Annotated in this window: 17 protein-coding genes; 10 read left to right on the forward strand and 7 right to left on the reverse strand. The window is 41.9% G+C overall.

Going from position 1 to position 20,291, the window contains the following annotated elements; all coding sequences use genetic code 11:
* Positions 1-7 precede the first annotated feature (7 nt).
* Positions 8-1,153, forward strand: a complete 1,146-nt coding sequence (locus VOI46_RS16505; RefSeq protein ID WP_004586006.1) for a hypothetical protein — start codon at positions 8-10, stop codon at positions 1,151-1,153.
* Positions 1,154-1,237: 84 nt separating this feature from the next.
* On the opposite strand, the gene VOI46_RS16510 is transcribed toward VOI46_RS16505, so the two are convergent.
* From VOI46_RS16510 to VOI46_RS16525, 4 genes are all read right to left on the reverse strand, one after another.
* The gene (locus VOI46_RS16510; RefSeq protein WP_282337679.1) at positions 1,238-4,057 is read right to left on the reverse strand and encodes a hypothetical protein; all 2,820 of its coding nucleotides are present in this window, start codon (positions 4,055-4,057) and stop codon (positions 1,238-1,240) included.
* Between the two features lie 206 nt (positions 4,058-4,263).
* On the reverse strand, positions 4,264-5,808 hold the full coding sequence (locus VOI46_RS16515) for a PH domain-containing protein (RefSeq protein ID WP_004586008.1): 1,545 nt from the start codon (positions 5,806-5,808) through the stop codon (positions 4,264-4,266).
* Positions 5,801-6,334, reverse strand: coding sequence for a PH domain-containing protein (locus tag VOI46_RS16520; RefSeq protein ID WP_282337678.1), 534 nt, complete (start codon positions 6,332-6,334; stop codon positions 5,801-5,803). The genes VOI46_RS16515 and VOI46_RS16520 overlap by 8 nt, the downstream gene beginning before the upstream one ends.
* Before the next feature lie 21 nt (positions 6,335-6,355).
* Positions 6,356-7,216 carry a D-hexose-6-phosphate mutarotase gene (locus VOI46_RS16525; protein ID WP_004586010.1) on the reverse strand — a complete coding sequence of 287 codons (861 nt, stop codon included), beginning with the start codon at positions 7,214-7,216 and terminating at the stop codon, positions 6,356-6,358.
* 531 nt (positions 7,217-7,747) lie between these two features.
* Between VOI46_RS16525 and VOI46_RS16530 the strand changes: the two genes are divergently transcribed.
* The 9 genes from VOI46_RS16530 to VOI46_RS16570 all read left to right on the forward strand — a co-directional run bounded on the left by VOI46_RS16530 (position 7,748) and on the right by VOI46_RS16570 (position 18,530).
* The gene (locus tag VOI46_RS16530) at positions 7,748-8,230 is read left to right on the forward strand and encodes a MarR family transcriptional regulator (RefSeq protein ID WP_004586011.1); all 483 of its coding nucleotides are present in this window, start codon (positions 7,748-7,750) and stop codon (positions 8,228-8,230) included.
* Positions 8,231-8,332: 102 nt separating this feature from the next.
* Positions 8,333-9,652, forward strand: coding sequence for a hypothetical protein (locus tag VOI46_RS16535; protein ID WP_004586012.1), 1,320 nt, complete (start codon positions 8,333-8,335; stop codon positions 9,650-9,652).
* Between the two features lie 128 nt (positions 9,653-9,780).
* Positions 9,781-10,179, forward strand: a complete 399-nt coding sequence (locus VOI46_RS16540; RefSeq protein WP_004586013.1) for a YbaN family protein — start codon at positions 9,781-9,783, stop codon at positions 10,177-10,179.
* A gap of 122 nt (positions 10,180-10,301) precedes the next feature.
* Positions 10,302-10,934, forward strand: coding sequence for a PepSY-associated TM helix domain-containing protein (locus tag VOI46_RS16545; RefSeq protein WP_004586014.1), 633 nt, complete (start codon positions 10,302-10,304; stop codon positions 10,932-10,934).
* Positions 10,934-11,443: a DUF2271 domain-containing protein gene (locus tag VOI46_RS16550; protein WP_004586015.1), complete on the forward strand. Its 510-nt coding sequence runs from the start codon at positions 10,934-10,936 to the stop codon at positions 11,441-11,443. Before VOI46_RS16545 ends, VOI46_RS16550 begins: the two co-directional genes overlap by 1 nt.
* A gap of 34 nt (positions 11,444-11,477) precedes the next feature.
* A complete protein-coding gene (locus VOI46_RS16555; RefSeq protein WP_004586016.1) occupies positions 11,478-12,323 on the forward strand; it encodes a DUF4198 domain-containing protein in 846 nt (281 codons plus the stop codon).
* A 590-nt stretch (positions 12,324-12,913) separates the two neighbouring features.
* Positions 12,914-15,445 (forward strand): TonB-dependent receptor, encoded by a 2,532-nt coding sequence (locus VOI46_RS16560; RefSeq protein WP_086004321.1) that lies wholly within the window; start codon positions 12,914-12,916, stop codon positions 15,443-15,445.
* 206 nt (positions 15,446-15,651) lie between these two features.
* On the forward strand, positions 15,652-16,545 hold the full coding sequence (locus tag VOI46_RS16565) for a DUF4097 family beta strand repeat-containing protein (RefSeq protein WP_004586018.1): 894 nt from the start codon (positions 15,652-15,654) through the stop codon (positions 16,543-16,545).
* 95 nt (positions 16,546-16,640) lie between these two features.
* A complete protein-coding gene (locus VOI46_RS16570; protein WP_004586019.1) occupies positions 16,641-18,530 on the forward strand; it encodes a monovalent cation:proton antiporter-2 (CPA2) family protein in 1,890 nt (629 codons plus the stop codon).
* A 41-nt stretch (positions 18,531-18,571) separates the two neighbouring features.
* Here the strand turns inward: VOI46_RS16570 and VOI46_RS16575 are convergent, their stop codons facing one another.
* The 3 genes from VOI46_RS16575 to VOI46_RS16585 form a co-directional block, all read right to left on the reverse strand.
* On the reverse strand, positions 18,572-18,802 hold the full coding sequence (locus VOI46_RS16575) for a hypothetical protein (RefSeq protein WP_004586020.1): 231 nt from the start codon (positions 18,800-18,802) through the stop codon (positions 18,572-18,574).
* Positions 18,802-19,209, reverse strand: a complete 408-nt coding sequence (locus VOI46_RS16580) for a hypothetical protein (RefSeq protein ID WP_004586021.1) — start codon at positions 19,207-19,209, stop codon at positions 18,802-18,804. The genes VOI46_RS16575 and VOI46_RS16580 overlap by 1 nt, the downstream gene beginning before the upstream one ends.
* 241 nt (positions 19,210-19,450) lie before the next feature.
* Positions 19,451-20,164, reverse strand: a complete 714-nt coding sequence (locus VOI46_RS16585; RefSeq protein ID WP_282337676.1) for a hypothetical protein — start codon at positions 20,162-20,164, stop codon at positions 19,451-19,453.
* Positions 20,165-20,291: the final 127 nt, after the last annotated feature.

Genomic DNA, 20,291 nt, shown 5'->3' on the forward strand with positions numbered 1-20,291 from the left:
GTGATATATGAAATATTTAGTTTTTACACTTAGTTTATTGCTAACTGCTTGCAGTAGCACCCCGCCCGAAGCGCCAATTAAAAAAGTACAACTTACCCATATAATAAATCACTCGCTTTTCGAGCAGGTTAAAACACCTAGCGAGCACAGTATTTTTGAGCTGTCGGAGCCTGAAAAAAGCGCGTTTTTAACCTACGCACACTCGCGTTTAAACAATGTACGCGCTGATGAAATTATTTTTAATTACCTGCAAAACCAGCTCACCAACTTTAAGTATGATGGCGCCACCCTCACAGCCCAACAAGCGATTGAACGCTCAGAAGGTGACTGCATTAGTTTAGCCATACTTACGCAAAGCTATGCGCAGCTTTTAAATCTCGAAACCAGCTTTCAAGAAATGACGAGCGAACCTGTGTATGCCAAAGAAGGCAATGTAATTTATGTTGCTAACCACTTTAGAACGAAAATTTACGCCCCAAAAAAAGAAACAGATGAAGATATTATTGTAATAATTCGCGCAGGCACGTTAATTGATTACTTCCCCACCCGTGGCAGCTTTTATTCAGGCAGCGCTACGTATAACGATTTACTCTCTAATTTTTATAGCAACTTAGCGGCCACGGCACTAGCCGAAAACAACCTTAATAAGGCTTACTCTTTAATTATGCAAGCCAACCGCTTTACCCCAAACGATGCAGAGCTGTTTAATATAGCCGGCGTGCTGCACCGCCGTGCAGGCGATTTAAAAAGCGCTCACATGATTTACCAAACCGCGCTTGATAGAAACGATATAAGTATAAATTTAATTAATAACTATCGAATATTAGCAAAAGAGCTGGGAGATAAAACACTAGAAAAACGCCTAACAAGCCAGCTTGTTGATAAAGAAAAAGATCCCTACGAGCTACTCGTTATCGCTAAAAATAACTTACATCAGGGCAAGGTCACCCAAGCTAAAAAACAACTCGAACTTGCCATTGCAAAAGCCCCTTATATATCGGAGCTCTATTTAGAGCTGGCTAAAATTCGCTACCAACAAGGTAACACAGCGCAAACACAAAGCTTGCTTGAAAAAGCCATCCAGTATGAGCGCAATAAAGAAAGGCTAAATGTATATCAAGCTAAGCTTGCGTCGCTAAACAAGCACAATTAATCATCTTTATTTTAAATTAGTTTAAACGCGGCTTTTGCTAATGCACTTATTACACAAGTGCATTAGCGTGTTATAGCAATTTACTTAAAGCGAGTAGTAAAAGCTCAACCAGCCGCGCATTTCATCCTCAAAGCTATCGCCTTCTACGCGCGATAATCCCATATTAAAGGTTAAATCGTTCACACCGACTGGGCCTAACCCAAAGCTAAAATTGCCTTGATATTTTAAACCATAACTTTGTGCGTATACCGCATCATCTACCTGATGCTGTTTGTAATAAAGCCAGGGCATGCCTTCTTTAAAACTAAAACCACCGCCATAACCCATGTAGCGCTCAGCAGTTGTGCTATAAAATGGCAGCTCTGATGAAAGCACAAACTCACTATTTTGGTGTTCGCTAATTAGGTTTGAGTTAAATCCGCCTAGCGCTAAGCTGCTATCATCGCGCTGCTTTTGAGTAAAATTAATATAAAGCGGCACATCAAACGCTTTACCAAATACTTTGGCCGCTAAATCATAGCCATCCCAATTATTGTTTTTACTGCTGCCATCGTAATACTGGGCATTAACACTTTGCCCTATAGCAAATGCTTGGCGGTCGTACTGCCAGCTTTGTGTAATGCCTATACGTGCCCATTTATTATAGTCTTGCTTATAATCGGTATAGTTATAAGCCAGCTCTGGCGTTATGCTAAACGCCGCGTATTTAATCGGGTAACTTAAGGCTGCAAAACCACCTCGCGCAGATACATCTGCATTTTCGCTCGCTTGGTATTGTTTTGCGGTATTTAAATCATAATCAAATACACTCAATTTAAGCTTAACTGGCAGTGCATTGTATTTTGCCTGGGCGTACCCACCGTGCAAAGCATCATCATTTAAATCAACACTATAGCCCGCTTGAAGGTCTAACTGTTTAAGTAAGTCACTACTTTTAATATTTATATTTAAAGCGCTTGAAGCGGCCGAGTAATGCTGTGCGCCTAGCGCTAAACTCGCATGCTGATCAAGCACATCGTAGCTGCTTTGTTTACCTACATTTTCGCTATATATTTTTGCTTTAGGCAAAGTGTACTGATCAACCAAAAGCAGTGGCGCGCTATTATCAAGTGCTAAATCAGTGACTATTTCACCCTCTAGCGTACTCGGTAGTCGCTTTACATTAGGCCCATCAGCAGTAATAGATAAATAAAGTAATGCTCCTTCGTTTGTTTCTAGCGGGTGGGCAACGGCTTCTTGGCCCTGGGTAAATTTAGTTAATGTGCTACTTGCAATATGGTAGCTATAAATATCAGTTGAGCCTTTTAAGCCGGCTACAAAGTAAATTTTTTCTCCGTTTTTACTAAAGCTGGGTTGGCTTAGGTATTGGTACCCGTTTGGCATAGGCACGGCTTGGCGAGTATTATTGGAAACATCTTGTATATACAATTGCCAATTCTCATTTAAATTGGCTGATACATAAGCTAATTGGGTTTCATCAGGGCTAAAAGTTGGGTAGTCGTAAGCTGTTTTTAAGCTTTTAGTAAATAAAGGGGTAATGGTTTGCGTTGCTAAGTCTACTTTTACTAATTCTGAGTAGCCACCACGTACTTGCTCGGCGTAAAGGGTTTCTCCATTGTTTGTAACACTAAAGCGGCGTAAGCCAGCAAGTTTAGTTAACTGCTCAACTTTTCCGGTTTCGGTGTTATAACTAAAAATATCAGACACTTTGTTATAAATACCCGTCTCTTCACGTGTATAAGCATTAAAGTAAAGTGTACTGTTATTTACCCATTGTGGATTAGCAATTCCCGCTCTGTTTATTTGATTTAATACGTGCTTTTTCTCACGTTTAAATACACTCGGGGCGTTATCGGGTATATCCAATGCATCGTTTTCTAATAGCGCTTTTTGTGCTTTTGTAAATTCATCTTCAGCTTTAGTATTATCCTGCGTGCTATAAATAATAAGCTTGGTTTTTTTATCTTTATCGCGCTCAACAATCGCAAGTTTACTGCCATCTTTTGAAAGCGCAGGGTTGCTTGCATATAAGTTAAGCTTTAACCACAGCTCGCTGTTAAGCGCAGGCTCTGACTGCTCTTTTGCCATCGCTTTATAAGTATATTGTGCAATAAAGCGGCCATATAACTTAGCCGCACTTTGGCCAAATATCCCAGTAAAGGCCTCGTTAAAATCACGCTTTTTAACTGCCTGCATACGTGTCCAAACAGCATCGAGCATTTGCGCTGAATAAGTTTGCTCTAGCCAATTTAAAAACCGGCTGCCCATTAAATACGCCATAGAGCCAGCCATAAAACCGCCCTCTGTATCGCTTAGCTGGCTATAGCTAGGCAATGCCCCCTGCTGGGCAAACTCAATGAGCATTGACTCAGTGTAGTTATCAAATAGTCGCCCTCGGCCCGTCATTTTTGACTCAAGTAAGGTTGCATAACCTTCGGCTACCCAGCGCGGCATATCACTGTAAGTTAAGTCGTAAATATCCCACACCCCCCGTATTTTTTGCTGCCACGTGTTGCGTGTGGGCTGCGCTAAATGCACTAAGTGAATATATTCGTGCAATATCAGTAATTGCTGCCAGCCACTAATGTTAGAAACCACCGTGTCTGATTGTGGGGGCGTGGTAAAAAGGGCCATTAAAGGATTATTAGAAGTAGGTAAAGCAAAGCCGTTGGGCGCATTTAGGGGATCAAACACCACCACATCAACTACTTTATCGAGCGCTCGGTTTTGCTGCTCAAGCACTTTGGTGCGCACTATTTCAAGTTCGACCGCTGTCGATTTAGCATAATCGGCGTTTTCGGTGCTGTAATGCACATTAAAGTGCTCGGTATGAATAGTTTGCCAATCAGCAGCTAAGGTAGGTGTGGCTAATAACAAAGAGGCAGCGATGAGTGATTTTTTCATAATAATCCTTTAAATGATTGATACCACTTAGAGTATTATTAAACCAACTAATGTTGCAGTAAAAAAATGTAACAAAGCTTATGAAAGTGTATAATTTATAAGCTTTTAAATTTAGCAATGCCTTGTTTTACATGAAAAATCAATAACGCCGTTAACGCTTTATTTGGCAACCTAAAAAGGCTAAATATGTAAGTCGATTGGTATAACTACATCCAGTTGCGCTGCGTTGACTCCGCCTGATAAAGAGTAAAATCAATTATGTAATCAGCATCTTGCTGCTTTATATAGGGCATAAAGGCAAACCCTGATGCAAGTTGTATATACAGGCTTTTAAGCCCTGCGCGGCGCATAAAGTAGGTACTAATACTGCGTGCACTTTGTGCTTTATACAGTTCAAACACACGGTAATGCACCCCTATCATACCTTTACGTACCACCATGTAAAAACGGCCGTTGTCTTCATGCAAATAATAGCCATAACGCTGATAAGCAAGCGTTACTAATCCCGCTAAAATAAGTAATACTCCCAAGCTAAGCCAGGCATTAAAGTCGCCTAAATAACAACCTAACAGCACAATAGCGCTTGGAATTAAGGCATAAAAGCTCAAGTTTTTATAAAGTAAGGCACGTTCTGCGCCGTTAAACTGCAATTTTTTGCTATTAAACCACGGGTAAATCCATTGGCAAACGCTATCTACTTGCTCGCTATTTAAAACGGGTAACACTAAGGTTTGTTTATTTTTTTTAGCAGCCACGCCCGCCGCTATACCCCCGCTACTAGCTTGTAAGCACTCAACGGTAAAACGCTTTAGTAACCGCCCCATTAGGTTTTGTTTTATAACTATAGATTGCACTTTATCCATGCTCATAGACAACTGATGGCGCTCTAATAAGCCGGCAATACGTTTAAATTTTTGGCCTTTAAAGTAAAGCTCAAAGTTATAAAAACGAATAAGCGACATACCTACCGACAACATCACAGCCGTTAAAACAAGCAAAGCAATAAGCGTTATCATGGCAAAGGTTGCAGCACTTGCTAGTAAACCAAGCTCTTGCTGATAAAACCCCTCTACCTTAGCAATAATTTGCTGCTCTAAAAAATCTACCAACACATTTATAAAAGGCGCAATAGCGGCCATTGCTAATATAGCCATATTAGACATTAAGCCAAATTTAGCGATTTCTTTATTACTGATACGTAAGCTATTTTCTGCTTCAAAATGCTCGCTTGAGGGTGTTTTCTCGTCGGGTTGCTGCTGCGCCTTAAAGGCAAAAATTTGTTTACGCATTTGCTGTGCATAGGCTTTGGTAACACCTGGCAATACCGCCTCTTGGGTTACGCTGCCTGCGGCATCAAAAATACAATTAACCAAATTAACGGGCGTAAAATAAAAGGGCTCAGCAATATTTACGTTTTGCACACGCGAAAATTTTAACGTTAGGCGCTCTTTTTTAAACACCCCTTTGTTAAGCAAAATTTCGTGATCGTCGCTAATACAAAACTTAAAATTTATGTAATATAAAATTGAATATATTAGCAGTGTCACTATCGCAATAGCACCTACAACTTGCGCCCAAAATAGCTTGTTTTCTACTTGTGTTACAAACACCACAAGCATGGGCAGCAGGTTTAAAAGCCCGTCTTTTACAAAGCGCACGCTAAAATACACCACAAAATACAATACCGCCCAAGGCGATACTTTTTGCCAATGTAGTGAGCTACTTTGCTCCTCGCTAATGGTATTACTCATTTGCTAATTCAACCTGCGCGGGTGTGTCGTCTTGGCGATAATTTTGTACAAATTGGCGTATGTTTTTGCACTGCTCGTGGGTTAAGCCACTTATTTGTAAATCAGCACTGACCCCGCCCGCACTAAATAACTTTAAGCTGGCTAACTTTAGTTTTCGCTCAATGGGGCCTTGGTGAATTTCCATATGCTGTACGCGCGCGAGGGGCAAAATAGTTATTTGCTGCCAAATAACCCCTTTTTTAAACGCAATATCGTGATTGCGCAGCGCAAAGCCCTGCAGCTTAATACTCAGGGCGTTATAAAGCATTGAAAGCAATATTAAAATAGGCACGCCTATCAGCAAGTAGGTTTGCGCTTTGTTAGCAAACGCTTCGTTAAAGTAACAAACAGCAAACAGTACCGCGCAAAAAGGAATGTAAAACGCCAGCCAATTAAGTTGCACGTGTAGTAACGCTTTATCGGCCAAGGGGTTGAGCTGTATTTCGCTATGCTTTGGTAAATCCATTACTTGCTGATTATCAAACACGATTTTAAGTACCTTTCCTATTTACTGACTATTAGCCCAGCTGATTGTAGTAACTAACGTATGGCTTTGTTTAGGCTCAAGTGTCACGTTATCTTCTAACACATTGGCGGCTTCTAAACACACCATGCTCAGGTATTCATCGTCAGCAAAATTAGATAAACGCTTAGATTTTTCTATCCATGGGTTCCACAGCACACACGAGCTTGAGTTCTCGCGGCTTACATTAATAATCCCATCTGGGGTGTGAATGTGTTGCTGCTTAGCGGCCTGGGTATAAACCATATCGGTTTCGCGGGTAAACTCCACTGGCGCATTTTGCGCAAACGGCCCTTCACCAAATTCAATATATTGCGCGCCTTGTAAACCTTCTACATGGGTGTGTTTTATATCTGAGGTAGGAAAATAGCTGTGCAAAGCCTGCGTATAGCTAAAAGGGCTATTACTTAAATTAGTGGTTGTTAAACGCACCTGTAATTGCTCGCTCAATACAAACTCAACCTTTAACGCCGATTGGTGCGGCCAATACGTTGGGTTAACTAATTTCATGGGTAAGTTTAAGCTAATTGTAATGTGTTCATCATCTTCATGCACAGCATCAGCTTGCCATAAACTGGTACGTGCAAAGCCATGTGCTGGCCAATCTTGGTTTTCATGATTACCAAACCAAGGCCAACAAATAGGAATACCACCGCGAATGCTCACCCCTTCTTGAAACGTCTCATTTTTAGAGACCCAAATAAGTGGCTTGTTATTTTTTGGGATGAACTCGGTAATTTGCCCGCCTTGCAAAAATATTTTTGCATCACACTTTGAGCTCGCAACTTTTATAAACTCTAGGCCGGTTTCGCTTTGTTCAATGCTAACTGATGGCGATAATTTCATGTTTTTCCCTACAATGCTGATATTAAAGATTTTAACATGTGCATATAAACAATAATGCATGTGCAAAGTATACGCTATACTCACTAAACATTGCGTGCATAATTTGTTCATTGGCGATTAATACATACACAGCTAACTTACAAACAATTACCAATTAATAACAGCTGTTATTAATAACACTAATGCGTATAAATAATGGCCATGCTTTAAGGCAGTAAAACCGCGGCTAAGCTTAGGCAAACGCATGTTAAATTTATTAAGGTATTAATGCAGGTGGGTATAATACTAAAGTCTAAACCATAAGACTTGCCAATTATTCACAACATACGTAGTGTGCGCACCACAATGCAAACAATATGCTAATAACATTTAATAAGTTTTAAACAAAATTATACTATTTTAGTTTCTGCTCAAACTAATAAAAACCAATAAACATGGGCTCAAGCTTAATTTATTATTTGAATTCAATTTATTTGATGTGTAACATTTCGCGATTACGGCACACCTTTGGCCCATCGACGAGATAAGCAAATGCAAAAATATGACGAATTATTAGTTTCTTTACGTAAAGTAATCCGCGCGATTGACTTACATTCTAAGCAGCTAAATAAAACATCAGGTTTAACAGGCCCACAATTGCTTATAATGCAAGAAGTAGCGCACACCGATGGAATAACAGCAAGCCGTATCGCTCAGAATGTTAACTTAAGCCCGGCTACTGTAACTAATATTCTTGATAGAATAGAAAGCAGAAACCTTGTAACACGCGTTCGTAGTCAAATGGATAAACGCCGAGTGAGCTTATACCTCACCGAGCAAGGGAAAGAGTTACTAGAAAAAGCACCTCAGCCACTGCAAGAACACTTTATTGAAAAGTTTTCTGCACTTGCAGAGTGGGAGCAAAGTTTATTGCTTTCATCTATGCAACGTGTTGCAGCAATGATGGATGCTGATAAGTTAGATGCATCACCTCTGTTAGAGGTAGGCGCGTTAACTCAAACACCAAATAAATAAAAAAAATAAAAAATAAATTTAAATTAGTTCTTACATCATTCGTAAGGGGCTTTTGGGCACCTTGAATTTTTTTATTTTTTAATCAAAACCTGAGCATCAACAATGACTAAACTCTCAAAATTAACGCTAGCACTAATGCTTGGCGGTGCAGCAAGCACTGCTCATGCAGCCGATCTCGACACACTACAAAGCCAATTAAAGCAGCTTAAGCAACAAATGCAGTTGCTTGAACAGCAGCTTGCTGATGAAAAATCAAAGCAAAGCCAAATCAACAAGCAACACGAACAACAAGTTGCCGAGATCAGTAAAAAGGCCGACAACAAAGAAGTTGTTGTTGCCGCAGCTGCGCCTGAACAAGAAGATGAAGGCATTAAAATTGGCGGTGCCGTACGTTTTAACTACAGCACAAACACCTACGATGAAGACACGCAAGACCGTGGCGGCGATTTAGACTTTGAAGTATTTCGCCTTAACTTATCGGGTGAAATTAGCGATATTTCTGTAAATGGTGATTTTCGTTTTTACGATTACATGACCATTGTTAAGTATGCATACTTAGGTTACGAATTTACAGATGGCTGGGAAGCGCAAGCCGGTATTGCACCTGTACCGTTTGGTAACGGCCCATACAACTCACACAGCTACTTTTTTAGCACCAACTACTACGTTGGCCTAGAAGATGACTTTGATTTAGGTGTAACAGTAAACCGTAAACTTAAAGACAACTGGAAACTAGACCTCGGCTTTTTCAAAAATGATGAAGTAGGCGGCGTTGATGGCAGCTCAGAAGTTAACGAACGTTACTCTTACGATATTGTTGGTAGCCGTGCAACAACCGAAGGCACCTACGACGTACCAGGTTCGCGCCTTGGTGAGTACAACACCTTTGCTGGTCGTACAGTGTATCAAATTGAGCACAGTGAAAACGCTAAAACCGATATTGGCGTATCACTACTAAGCGGTGGTTTGCACGACGGTAACGACCGTGCGGGTAACTACGGTGCGTGGGCGTTTCATGTAAACAGCCAAATTAATAACTGGAATATTCAATTTCAGCACGGCGAGTACGACTACGACCTAGACGACAACAGCAACCGCTTTGTAGTTGGCGCGTTTGATTACTACGATACCGTATCAAGCGAAGCAACCATGACCAACTTTAACGTAGCTTACGACCTATCGCTTGATTGGGGCCCAGTAACAGGCGTTCAATTTTACAACGATTACGGCATTATTTACGACAAGTCTGACGACAGCCCAGATACGTGGATGAACGTAACAGGCATGAGCGTATCGGCCGGTGCATTATTTACTTACTTTGACTTTATTCAAGCACGTAACCAGCCATTTATTGGTGGCTCTGTTGCAGGTGATGGCGACACAGAACGTCGCTTTAACATCAACGTAGGTTACTACTTCTAAATAAGTAACACATATTTAGTATTTTAAAAGGGCAAACTTAGTTTGCCCTTTTTTGCGTTTATAGGGTTCGATTTTATAACTATTTGGCCTACAATCCTAACTAACAGCCATTACTTAAAAGAGCCTAAGTGAATATAAAAGCAGTATTTATTTGTTATAAAAACTTATGGCTTAAAGCACTTGGGTTATTGTTAGTGGCTCTTGGCATTATTGGTATTGTGCTGCCGGTTATGCCTACCACCATTTTTTTTATTCTTGCGCTTACCTGCTTTACTCGCTCATCACCGGCGCTTGAACACTGGCTACTTAGCCACCCTCGTTACGGCGTTACCTTACAACAATGGCAAGCGCATAAAGTAGTGCCTGTAAAAGCAAAATGCTACGCCGCGATTGGTATGCTTATTGGTTTTGTATTTTTGCTTTACTCAAACGCCCCTGTTTGGGTTATTTACCTTGTTGGCGTAATTGAAATAGCCGTTATAATTTACCTAATTTTAAGGCCCTCGCACCCACCAAGTGCTAAATAACCGCCCTTTTTTGCATGCACACACCGTTTAGTAAAAAATTTAATGTAAAGTTAAGTAAGTAAATTTGTAATAGTTAATGCAAATGATTATCATGTTCTAAATTTAATTTAATTACTGTTTTTATGGCGTTTATTAATAAGCGGGCTTTGTACAGCACAAGCCGTGCGCTCCATATTTATATTTCTACAGCTTTGTTTTTTTTGCTTATTTTATTTTGCGTTAGCGGCATTGTACTTAACCATGTTGATTGGCTTAAAAACGACAAAAGCAACGGCCAAGTAAGCACCGCTATTCCTCAAGCGTTAATGGCTAAAGCGAATACTCAACTAGATACATTACCCACCCTCTACCCAGACATAGAAGCGTTTTTTGCCGAGCAATACGCGCTCACTAAAGTTAAAAGCATTGAGTGGGAAAAAGAAGACGCGCTGGTTATGCTCGACTACCCACTACCGGCAGGTTTTGCTTACGCAGAGCTTGATTTTACAACCGGTGAGCTAAACCTAGATTACCAAACCGGTGGCTTTTTAAGCCTGATTGGCGATTTACACAAAGGCCGCCACAGTGGCGCTGTGTGGAGCTGGGTTATTGATATTTCAGCGGTATTGATGATTATTTTTTCAATCACCGGGATGATTATTTTATTTCAAAACAGAAAAAAACGCTTAGCAGGAATATGGATAACCGTTTTAGGCATAGCAACGCCTTTGGTTATTTATTTATGTTGGGTGCCACAAATTAAAGGAGTGTCTTAATGTTAAAAGTAAGTACGGTACTAAGTGCAGCACTATTAATGGTTGCCGCATTATTTCAAACAACTGCGCAGGCACAAACGCCGCAGCTAGAGATTGAATTAACCCTACCCGATCTTGATGTACAACCTTACCATCGCCCATACGTAGCTGTTTGGCTAGAAACGCCAAAGCGTAAACACGTAACGACGCTTGCGCTATGGGTTCAAAAAGCAGAATGGTTTAAAGATTTGCGCCAATGGTGGCGTAAAGCAGGTAAAACCGACATTAACTTTGACGGCATAAGCGGCGCAACTAAGCGTGCAGGTACTTACACCATTGACTGGCAAGGTAAAGATTTAGACGGCAATGCCGTAAAACCTGGCAAATACCTTTTAAACATTGAGGTTGTGCGCGAAGAAGGCGGCCGTGATTACAGCCGCGTAGAGCTTGATTTATCACAAGCAGGCAAAGTGACCATTGAAGGTAAAAAAGAATTTTCGACAAGTTTTGTAACCGTAAGCACTAAGTAGCTGCTACTTAATCATTTGAATTTAAGGAAATACAATGAAAATTAATTTATTAAAAACGGCTTTAATTGGCGCACTTAGCTTATCGGCGCTGGTATCTACATCGGCAAGTGCACATGGGCGCTGGTTATTACCTTCGCACACGTCATTATCTGGCGACAAAGCGCACTACGTAATGATTGACGCGAGTATTTCTAACGAAATATTTGCACCCGACAAAGCCTTTAAACCAAAAGAAAAAGGCGCAGAGTACGACGACACACTACTTATGGCCCTTGCACCAAACGGTGAAGAAGTGTCTGAGACCATTCGTGCTTATTACCTAAAGCGTAAAAGCTCAGCGGCGGTAAGCCTAAAAGAAGAAGGTACTTACCACATTGCCATGACGCAAAAGCCAATGTACATGACCTTCTACAAAAACGAAGAAGGTAAGCGCCAGCGCGTATTTGGTAAAAAGTCAGAAGCTAAATTACCAAGCAATGCAAAAGATGTAACCACAACTAAAGTTATATCTACAGTAGATACATTTGTAAGCCGTAACGGTACTTCTAAGCCTGCACAACTTGGCTTAGGCCTTGAGCTTAGCGGCCCAACGCATCCAAACGATTTATTTGTTGGCGAGCAAGCGCGTTTTCAGTTACTACAAGATGGCAAGCCAGCGGGCGAAGGCATTGAAGTAAGCATTTTAAAAGGCGATACACGCTACCGTAACGAACGTGGCGAAATAAAAGTAACAACCGACAAAAACGGCATGTTTAGCACAACCTGGAAAGAGCCAGGCCTATACCTAATCGAAACCTCTAACAAAGTTAAAGTAAACGAAGAAGGCGTAGATGCCGGTCGTTATGCTTTATTCACGACGTTAGAAGTAGCGCCTGAATAATTTTTTTCACGCAATTTACACAATAAATTAAGGCCAAATTTCAGGGCGTTTTGAGCTTTGATGGTTGAATTTGCAGCAGTGTGTTTGGTTTTTAGGCAAGGCAGAGCCTATGAAGTGTGGTTATTCCCCATAAATAGGCGATAACGCAGCATAAATGCCAAACATGTGCTGCCCTTCGGGTTCTGCCTAGGGGCGATAAACTCTTTGTTGCCTACATGGATGTAGGTAAGGGGCGTGATCAGGACGCGGAAGCTTTACTCGATTTTTACTTAGCCCACTAGGTTACAAACCTCGCGCCGCGATTTAATCGCCCCTAGATTGAACAAATTTCAATCCGCAAAGTGCAACACGCCCTAACTTGACCTTTTTTGTTTTTCAAAAAAACCGACAACTTACCTTGAATTTGCAGCTATTCGACACAAGATTGCAACTCGAGCGATCTAAACGTCTATAGCGGGCGTAAACTGTCATTTTAGTTGTTAACAACTTAGAATAACTTAGACAGTTTTTATCTTTGCACACAGGTAGTGCCTTCTATATTATGCGCTCCTTTGAAAAATCAATAGTCAGCAGCCCTTAAGGGAATCAACATCATGTTAAAGCAATTATCAGCCAAAAAAGTAGCACTTAGCCTGGCCGTTACCTCTGCGCTTGGCGCGTCTTATTCTCCTGCATTTGCTGCAGAACAAGACACTCAAGCACAAGAAAGTATTGAAGTGATTTCGGTTACCGGTACCCGCAGAAGCCTGCGCAGTATTGCCGAAAGTACCGTACCTGTAGATATTATTACCAGTGGTGATATGCAAAGCACGGGTCAGCTAGAAATTAGCCAAATACTGGCCAACCAAGTACCTAGCTTTAACTACCCAAGCGCCACCATGGGTGATGGTACAGACCACGCTAAACCTGCTGTATTACGTGGTTTAGCACCCGATCACACCCTAGTGCTTATTAATGGTAAACGCCGCCACGCTGGCGCGCTATTAAACTTAGCGGGTGTTGTTGGCCGTGGTTCTACCGCTGTTGACTTAAACATGATCCCAACATCAGCCATTAAACGCGTAGAAGTACTACGTGATGGCGCAGCAGCGCAGTACGGCTCAGACGCCATTGCCGGTGTAATTAACATTGTACTTAAAGATGCCTCAGAAGGGGGCAGCGTAAGCGTAACCTACGGCGAGTACGACACCCAAATGGCTGGCGTACCTCAGCTAGAAAGCACCTACGCAGATGCCGATGGCAACCTTGCATTTAATACCGGTGCCGACCGCGAAGTAAACGACGGCGCAAGCCGTACAATTAGCGCAAACTCTGGTTTTGAGCTTTTAGATAACGGCTTTGTGAACGTATCAATTGAGTATCGTGATAACGACTCTACGCAGCGCTCAGGCTTTGACCCGCGCGAGCAATACGACCGCCTGGAAGATGGCAGCCTAGACCCACGCGAATTTACTATCGACCGTTACAACCACCGTTTTGGTAAAGCAGAGCTTGAAGACTACGCACTGTTTTACAACATGGGTTACGACTTTGATAACGGCTATAACCTGTACTCGTTTGGTAGCTACTCAAAACGCGAAGGTAACTCAGGTGGTTTTTACCGCCGTGCAAACGACAGCCGCAACGTGTTAGAAGTGTACCCAGACGGCTTTTTACCGCAAATTGAAACCGACGTACAAGATTACTCATTTGCCCTAGGCCTGCAAGGCGAAACTGGCGAATGGACATGGGATGTAAGTACCAACTACGGCCGTAACGACTTTGGTTTCGGCGTTGTAAATAGTATAAATACATCACTAGGTGCCGACAGCCCAACCGAATTTGACAACGGCGCATTGGTTTACGATCAGTTTTTAGTAAACGCTACGGCAAATACAGTGCTAGATTTTGGCTTGCCAGATGACGTATTTTTTACTGTAGGTGCAGAGTACCGTCACGAAAGCTACAAAATTGAGCAAGGCGAAGAAGCCTCTTACATTACCGCTTTAGATAGCGATGGCAATCCAATTGCTGCCGGTGGCGCTCAAGTATTAGCTGGTTTTGGCCCAGAAAGCGTAACCGATGAAAGCCGCCATAACGTAGCTGTATTTGTTGAGTTTGATACTTACCTAACAGAAGACTGGAACCTTGTTTTAGCGGGTCGCTACGAAGATTACACCGACTTTGGCGATACGTTTACATCAAAGCTTGCGTCGCGTTACAGCATTAACGAAAACCTATCATTGCGTGGTGCAATTAGCACAGGTTTCCGTGCTCCATCACTTGCGCAAAGCTCGTACCGCCAAATCTCTACCGTGCTTGAGAACAACCAACCGTTTGAAGTAGGTTTATTCCCTACCGATTCAGCGGCAGCGCAAGCGCTAGGTGCTGAACAACTAGATGCCGAAGAGTCAGTAAACGTAACGGCAGGCTTTATGTACACACAAGGCAGCTTTAGCCTAACTGTAGATGCCTACCGCATTGATATTGATGACCGTATTGTATTGTCTGAAAACCTAGAGGGCGATGCTGTAGTAGAAATACTGCAAAATGCCGGCGAGCTAAACACAGAAAGCGTACGTTACTTTACTAACGCTATCGACTCGCGCACGCAAGGTGTTGATATTGTTGCTACCTACAACTTAGATTTAAGTGATTTAGGTGACTTACGCTTAAACGTAGCGGCTAACTTTAACGATACCGAAGTAACGCACGTAGACGACAACCCAAGCGAGCTAAACTCACTAGGTGACGACTACGTTGTATTTGCGCGCCGCGAAGTAGGCCGCTTTGAAGAAGGCACGCCAGATAGCAAATGGAACCTATCAGCAGTATGGAACTTTAACGAATGGCAAACCACCCTTCGTGCAACGCGCTACGGTGAAGTGGCTGATATTTCAACTACCGCCGATCGCGATGAGTACATTGACCCTAAATGGATCACCGACCTAGAAGTAGCCTACCGCCCAGACGAATACTGGAAATTTGCAGTAGGTGCAAACAACTTGTTCGATCAGTACCCACAAGCAACGGTAGATAACATTGGTTACTCTGACTTTGGCCAAATATTCCCGTACACGCCATATGCACCGTACGGATTAGACGGGCGTTTCCTATACGGTAATATTACTTACAGCTTTTAATAAATAACCTAAAAGCAAACACTTAAAAAGGATGCCATGTGCATCCTTTTTTAATTACTTCTTAGTGTATTTAACCACTTATTAGTAAATCCACTTTTCATAAACACATCTCTCCCCAATAAAATCAAAGACTTACAGTTGGTCTCGTTTTTGCTCTACTATGCTTATACAAAACATGCATAAATAACAAACACAAAGGACTAAACATGAGTTCATCAACTGTATCTAACATTACAAAACCACTTTCACTTATTGGCGGCATTTTATTATTAAGCGGCTGTGTGTTTCATATATCGCCAAGCGTTGCCTCAGTAAAACAAACTCAGCAGTTATCACTGCCAAGCAGTAATCTAGAATACTTAAACGTATTAAGCGGTGCAGGCTCTCTTAAAATAAAAGGCTCGCCCAATGCCACCAGCATAAGTGTAGATGCCACAATTTTTACCGCCAACATTGAAGACGAATACACACTTACCCTTGAGCAAAATGGCAAACAAGCTACCTTAGTTGCAAACAACAATACTGCCAGCGGTATGCGTTTTTACAGCGGCCAATCGCCACACATTGATTTAGTGGTTACCGTGCCTAGTAATTTAATGCTCGATATTGATGATGGCTCTGGCGACATTGCAATAAGCGCCATGCAAAATAACATTAACGTAGAAGACGGCTCTGGCAGCTTATCTATCAACAGCGCTAAAAACCTTACTATTGAAGATGGCTCAGGCGATATTACTCTTGAAAACATCACCGGTAACTTAGCGATTACCGATGGCTCTGGCAGCGTAAATATTAATAATGTTAGCGGCAACGCCGTAGTTGATGATGGCTCGGGCGATATGCGCATTAGCAATGTGCGCGGCACCTTAACTGTTGAAGACGGCTCCGGCAGCATTGCTATTAATAATATTAATGGCGCAGTAGATGTAGACGATAACTCTGGCGATTTAGTCATTGAGCATGTGCAAGCAAGCGTAACCATTGAAGATGGTTCGGGCGACATTCGTGTAAACCACGCTATGGGGCTTACTATTACCGAATCGGGCTCAGGCGATGTAAGCATTGATAACATTAACGGCCCAGTAAAAGTAGCCGATTAATTATGACTAAATGATCCATTTTCAGCCACATGACCCATTGTATTTTTAAAGCCACTAAGCCATGCTAAAAGCCTTGATACTATTAGGATATACGCGTGTTAGAAATAGCTTTAATTTACTTAGCGGCGGCCATAGTGGCTGTACCTATTGCCAAGCGAGTGGGACTTGGCTCGGTACTTGGTTATTTAATTGCGGGCATACTCATTGGCCCTTACGCCCTGGGTATTGTGGGGGATCAAACAGATGTAATGCACTTTGCCGAATTTGGCGTAGTAATGATGCTGTTTTTGGTTGGCCTTGAGCTACAACCAGCCCGTTTATGGAAGCTTCGCCATTCAATATTAGGGCTTGGCGGCTTACAGGTCGTACTTACCGCCGCGGCTATTTTTGCGTTTTGTTATTGGGTTTTTACCATGCATTGGCAAACCGCCCTCGCCATTGGCCTAATGCTGGCGCTGTCATCAACCGCTATTGTACTGCAAAGCCTTGAAGAAAAAGGCTGGCTAAAGCAAGAAGCCGGGCAAAATGCATTCTCGGTTTTATTATTTCAAGACATCGCCATTATTCCTATTTTAGCGCTCCTGCCACTACTGGCTTTTGCGCCGCAAAGTAGCTCAAAAGACATTAGCGACTCCATTATTGCAAGCTGGCCGGTATGGCAGCAAGTAGGCGTATCGGTAGCGGTTATCGCCGCTATTATTGCCGGCGGTAAATATGTGTCGGCCCCGTTATTTAGATACATAGCGCAAACCCACATGCGTGAAATATTTACTATTTTTGCGCTATTTTTAGTGGTGGCGATTGCCCTTGTGATGCAAAGTATTGGTTTATCACCAGCACTCGGTACATTTTTAGCCGGTGTAGTCCTTGCCGAAAGCGAGTTTAGACACGAGCTAGAAGCCGATATAGAGCCCTTTAAAGGCCTACTGTTAGGGCTGTTTTTTATCACTGTTGGCGCATCAATCAACTTTGAATTATTAGCGAATGAATTTACAACCGTTATTGCACTCGTTGCACTGCTTATTGTAGTAAAAGCCTGCATTTTATTTGCCCTTGCCATCACCTTTAATATTAGTAAAAAGCAGCGTTTACTGTTTGCATTAGCGCTGGCACAAGGCGGCGAATTTGCCTTTGTACTTTTAAGCGTAACCACTACATTAAGCATATTAACGCCAGAGCAAACAAGCCTCGTGACGTTAGTGGTGGCTGTTTCAATGTTGGTTGCGCCACTGTTATTAATGGCTTACGAGCAGCTACAAAAACGTACCAGTAACAGTGCGCCCGAGTTTGACAAGCCCGAGCAAATTAGCAGCGCTAAACACGTTATAATTGCAGGCTACGGGCGCTTTGGGCAAATTATGGGGCGTTTATTACACGCCCAAGGCTACGAAATTACTGTACTTGATCACAGCCCAAGCCAAATAGAACTCCTACGCCGCTTTGGCAATACCGTATTTTATGGTGATGCTGCCCGCCAAAAGCTGCTAGAAGCCGCAGGCGCGCACACCGTGCAAATGCTAATTGTGGCAATAGATGATGCAGACAAAACCCTCGAAATTATTAAGCTTGCGCATAAAAACTACCCGCAGCTTAAAATTGTTGCCCGCGCTATCGACCGCCGCCACGCCTATCAATTACTTAATTTAAAAGTAGATGCGTTTAACCGTGAAACGGTCGACTCCGCCATTAACCTAGCGGTAGATGCATTAGAGCTATTAGGTAACAATAAAGAAGATGCCCAGCGCGCCGGAAAACTATTTAGAGACCACGACCGCGCTGCCGTATTGCAACTAGCCAAACTGTGGGGCGACGACGCCAGCTACGGCGTAGCCGTGCGCCAACGTATGGAAGATTTAAAACAAGTACTGCAACAAGACAAGCAGGCACAAAGTGATTTAAATACCTGCGACAGCGGCGACTGTGAAGACGGCCTAACAGAGCTAGCTGATAGACCTAAAAAGCCTGATGATTCTCATATTGAGTAGTGTCAGGCGATAGTGTTTGTATTTTATTTATAAGATTACGTTTACTTAAATGTCTTTTTGAACATTTTTTCAATTTCTTCTTTTGCATGTTTTTCAGCGAGCTCTTTGCCTTCATCAATTGCAACGTCAACCAATGCATCGTAATCATTTAGCTCACCACATTCTTTGCACTCAAGCATATCGCCAGAACTGAACTCTATTTCAGAATCATTCTGAAGCTCGCTGTCACAAAACAAACATTTCAAAGAGATCGTAAATTTTTTATTATTCATTACTTATCTCCGAAGATTTTCAGTGCGAATGTAGCGAGTGTTAATAAGAAACCGAAGACAATAAATAATCCTTTGTGCTCTTCAATATAATCAGAAGTTTTTTTCAGAAAAGAACGAGATTTTTTTAATTCCTCAGACCTTTGTTTTGACCTCGCAGCTCCAATGCCTTTTGGTGTTATATATAAGTGAGTATATTTATCCCCACCCTCACCTCTACGTTTGAGCCATTCATGAGCAAAACACTTATCTGCCGCCTTTTGTAATTCTTCTAAAGTGTGGGAGCTTTTATTTATAGTATTTACTTCCTCAACAAGTTCCTCATTAATAGTGACTACTACACTCTTATATGTAAGCCCCTTAGATTCCATATAATCAAGGATGTTGTTTAAGATTTTGAATTCTGGCATAAACTTCCCTTAGCAATTAAATGTCCCTATTGTGTGAACTTCTATTAGTATCAAATAGTATAAATTATTACCAACTATAAATCTTATGCGGCAGGCGGTGTGCGTTTTATAAAAATGGGAAACTGTTTGCAGTATTACTTGGGCGGGAATGGCTAAAATTAATCTACTTTTAAATACCTACTTGTAGCTCATAACTGTCATTCTTTCAGCTATGAGCTACTACATTTAAAAACGCTAAAACCTAGTGGTGGTGTCCACCTTGAATCGCTTTACCTTGCTGATTATAAAACCCCGTTGCGCCGTGTTCTATAAAGCCTAGGTTGATCATTTTTGCTAAAAACGGGTCGTTTTCGTTATCGCCAATGTCGGCATAATCGGTGGTTTGAAAGCGATCCCATTTGGCAAACTGTGAGGTTATTTCTGCTTTATTGCTGTTTACATCGTTAAGGCTTAGCAAAGTATGGGTATCGCTTTTTTTATTGGTTACGCTAAAGCTTTTAACCAAGTTTGATTTAGTAAATAAAGCGAGTTTAAATTGGTTGTCGCCCTCAGTAAGTGTGTAGTTTTTTACTTCATCGCAGCCGCTGCCTTGGGTGTTTACTAGGGTCATTTTTTCGATTAAATGCGTATCCACGAGCTGATTTTTAGCGCTCCAACTTTGTACACCGCGTACCTCAGATGGCTGATACTCAATACCGCGTTGTTGGGCATTAAAATAACGAATTGGGCGAATTTGCTTGTTAGCTAAGTGCTGCCAAAGCTCAGTAATTACCTCACGCTGATGCGCAACTTGTGAGTTGTTTCGCCAAAGCGTAAGTGATTGCGTGCTTTGCTCGTTTTTATGAGTATTGGTAATTTTATAGTCGGCTTTTAAATGCGCGCTATCAATTTTACATTGCTGCGCTAGGGTGCTGGTACTGGCAAGGGTTGCCATTAAAAATAATGCTAGTTTCATTAAATTATCTCTTATTTAAACGTCACTGTAATAGGCATTACCATACCCATTTACAGTGGCATTTTTATGACATAAAAAAACAACTCGCACAGCGTACGAGTTGTTTTTAAATACCTCATTTTTAATA

This window comes from Pseudoalteromonas sp. CuT4-3 (assembly GCF_035666335.1).
GTDB classification, from domain to species: domain Bacteria; phylum Pseudomonadota; class Gammaproteobacteria; order Enterobacterales; family Alteromonadaceae; genus Pseudoalteromonas; species Pseudoalteromonas atlantica.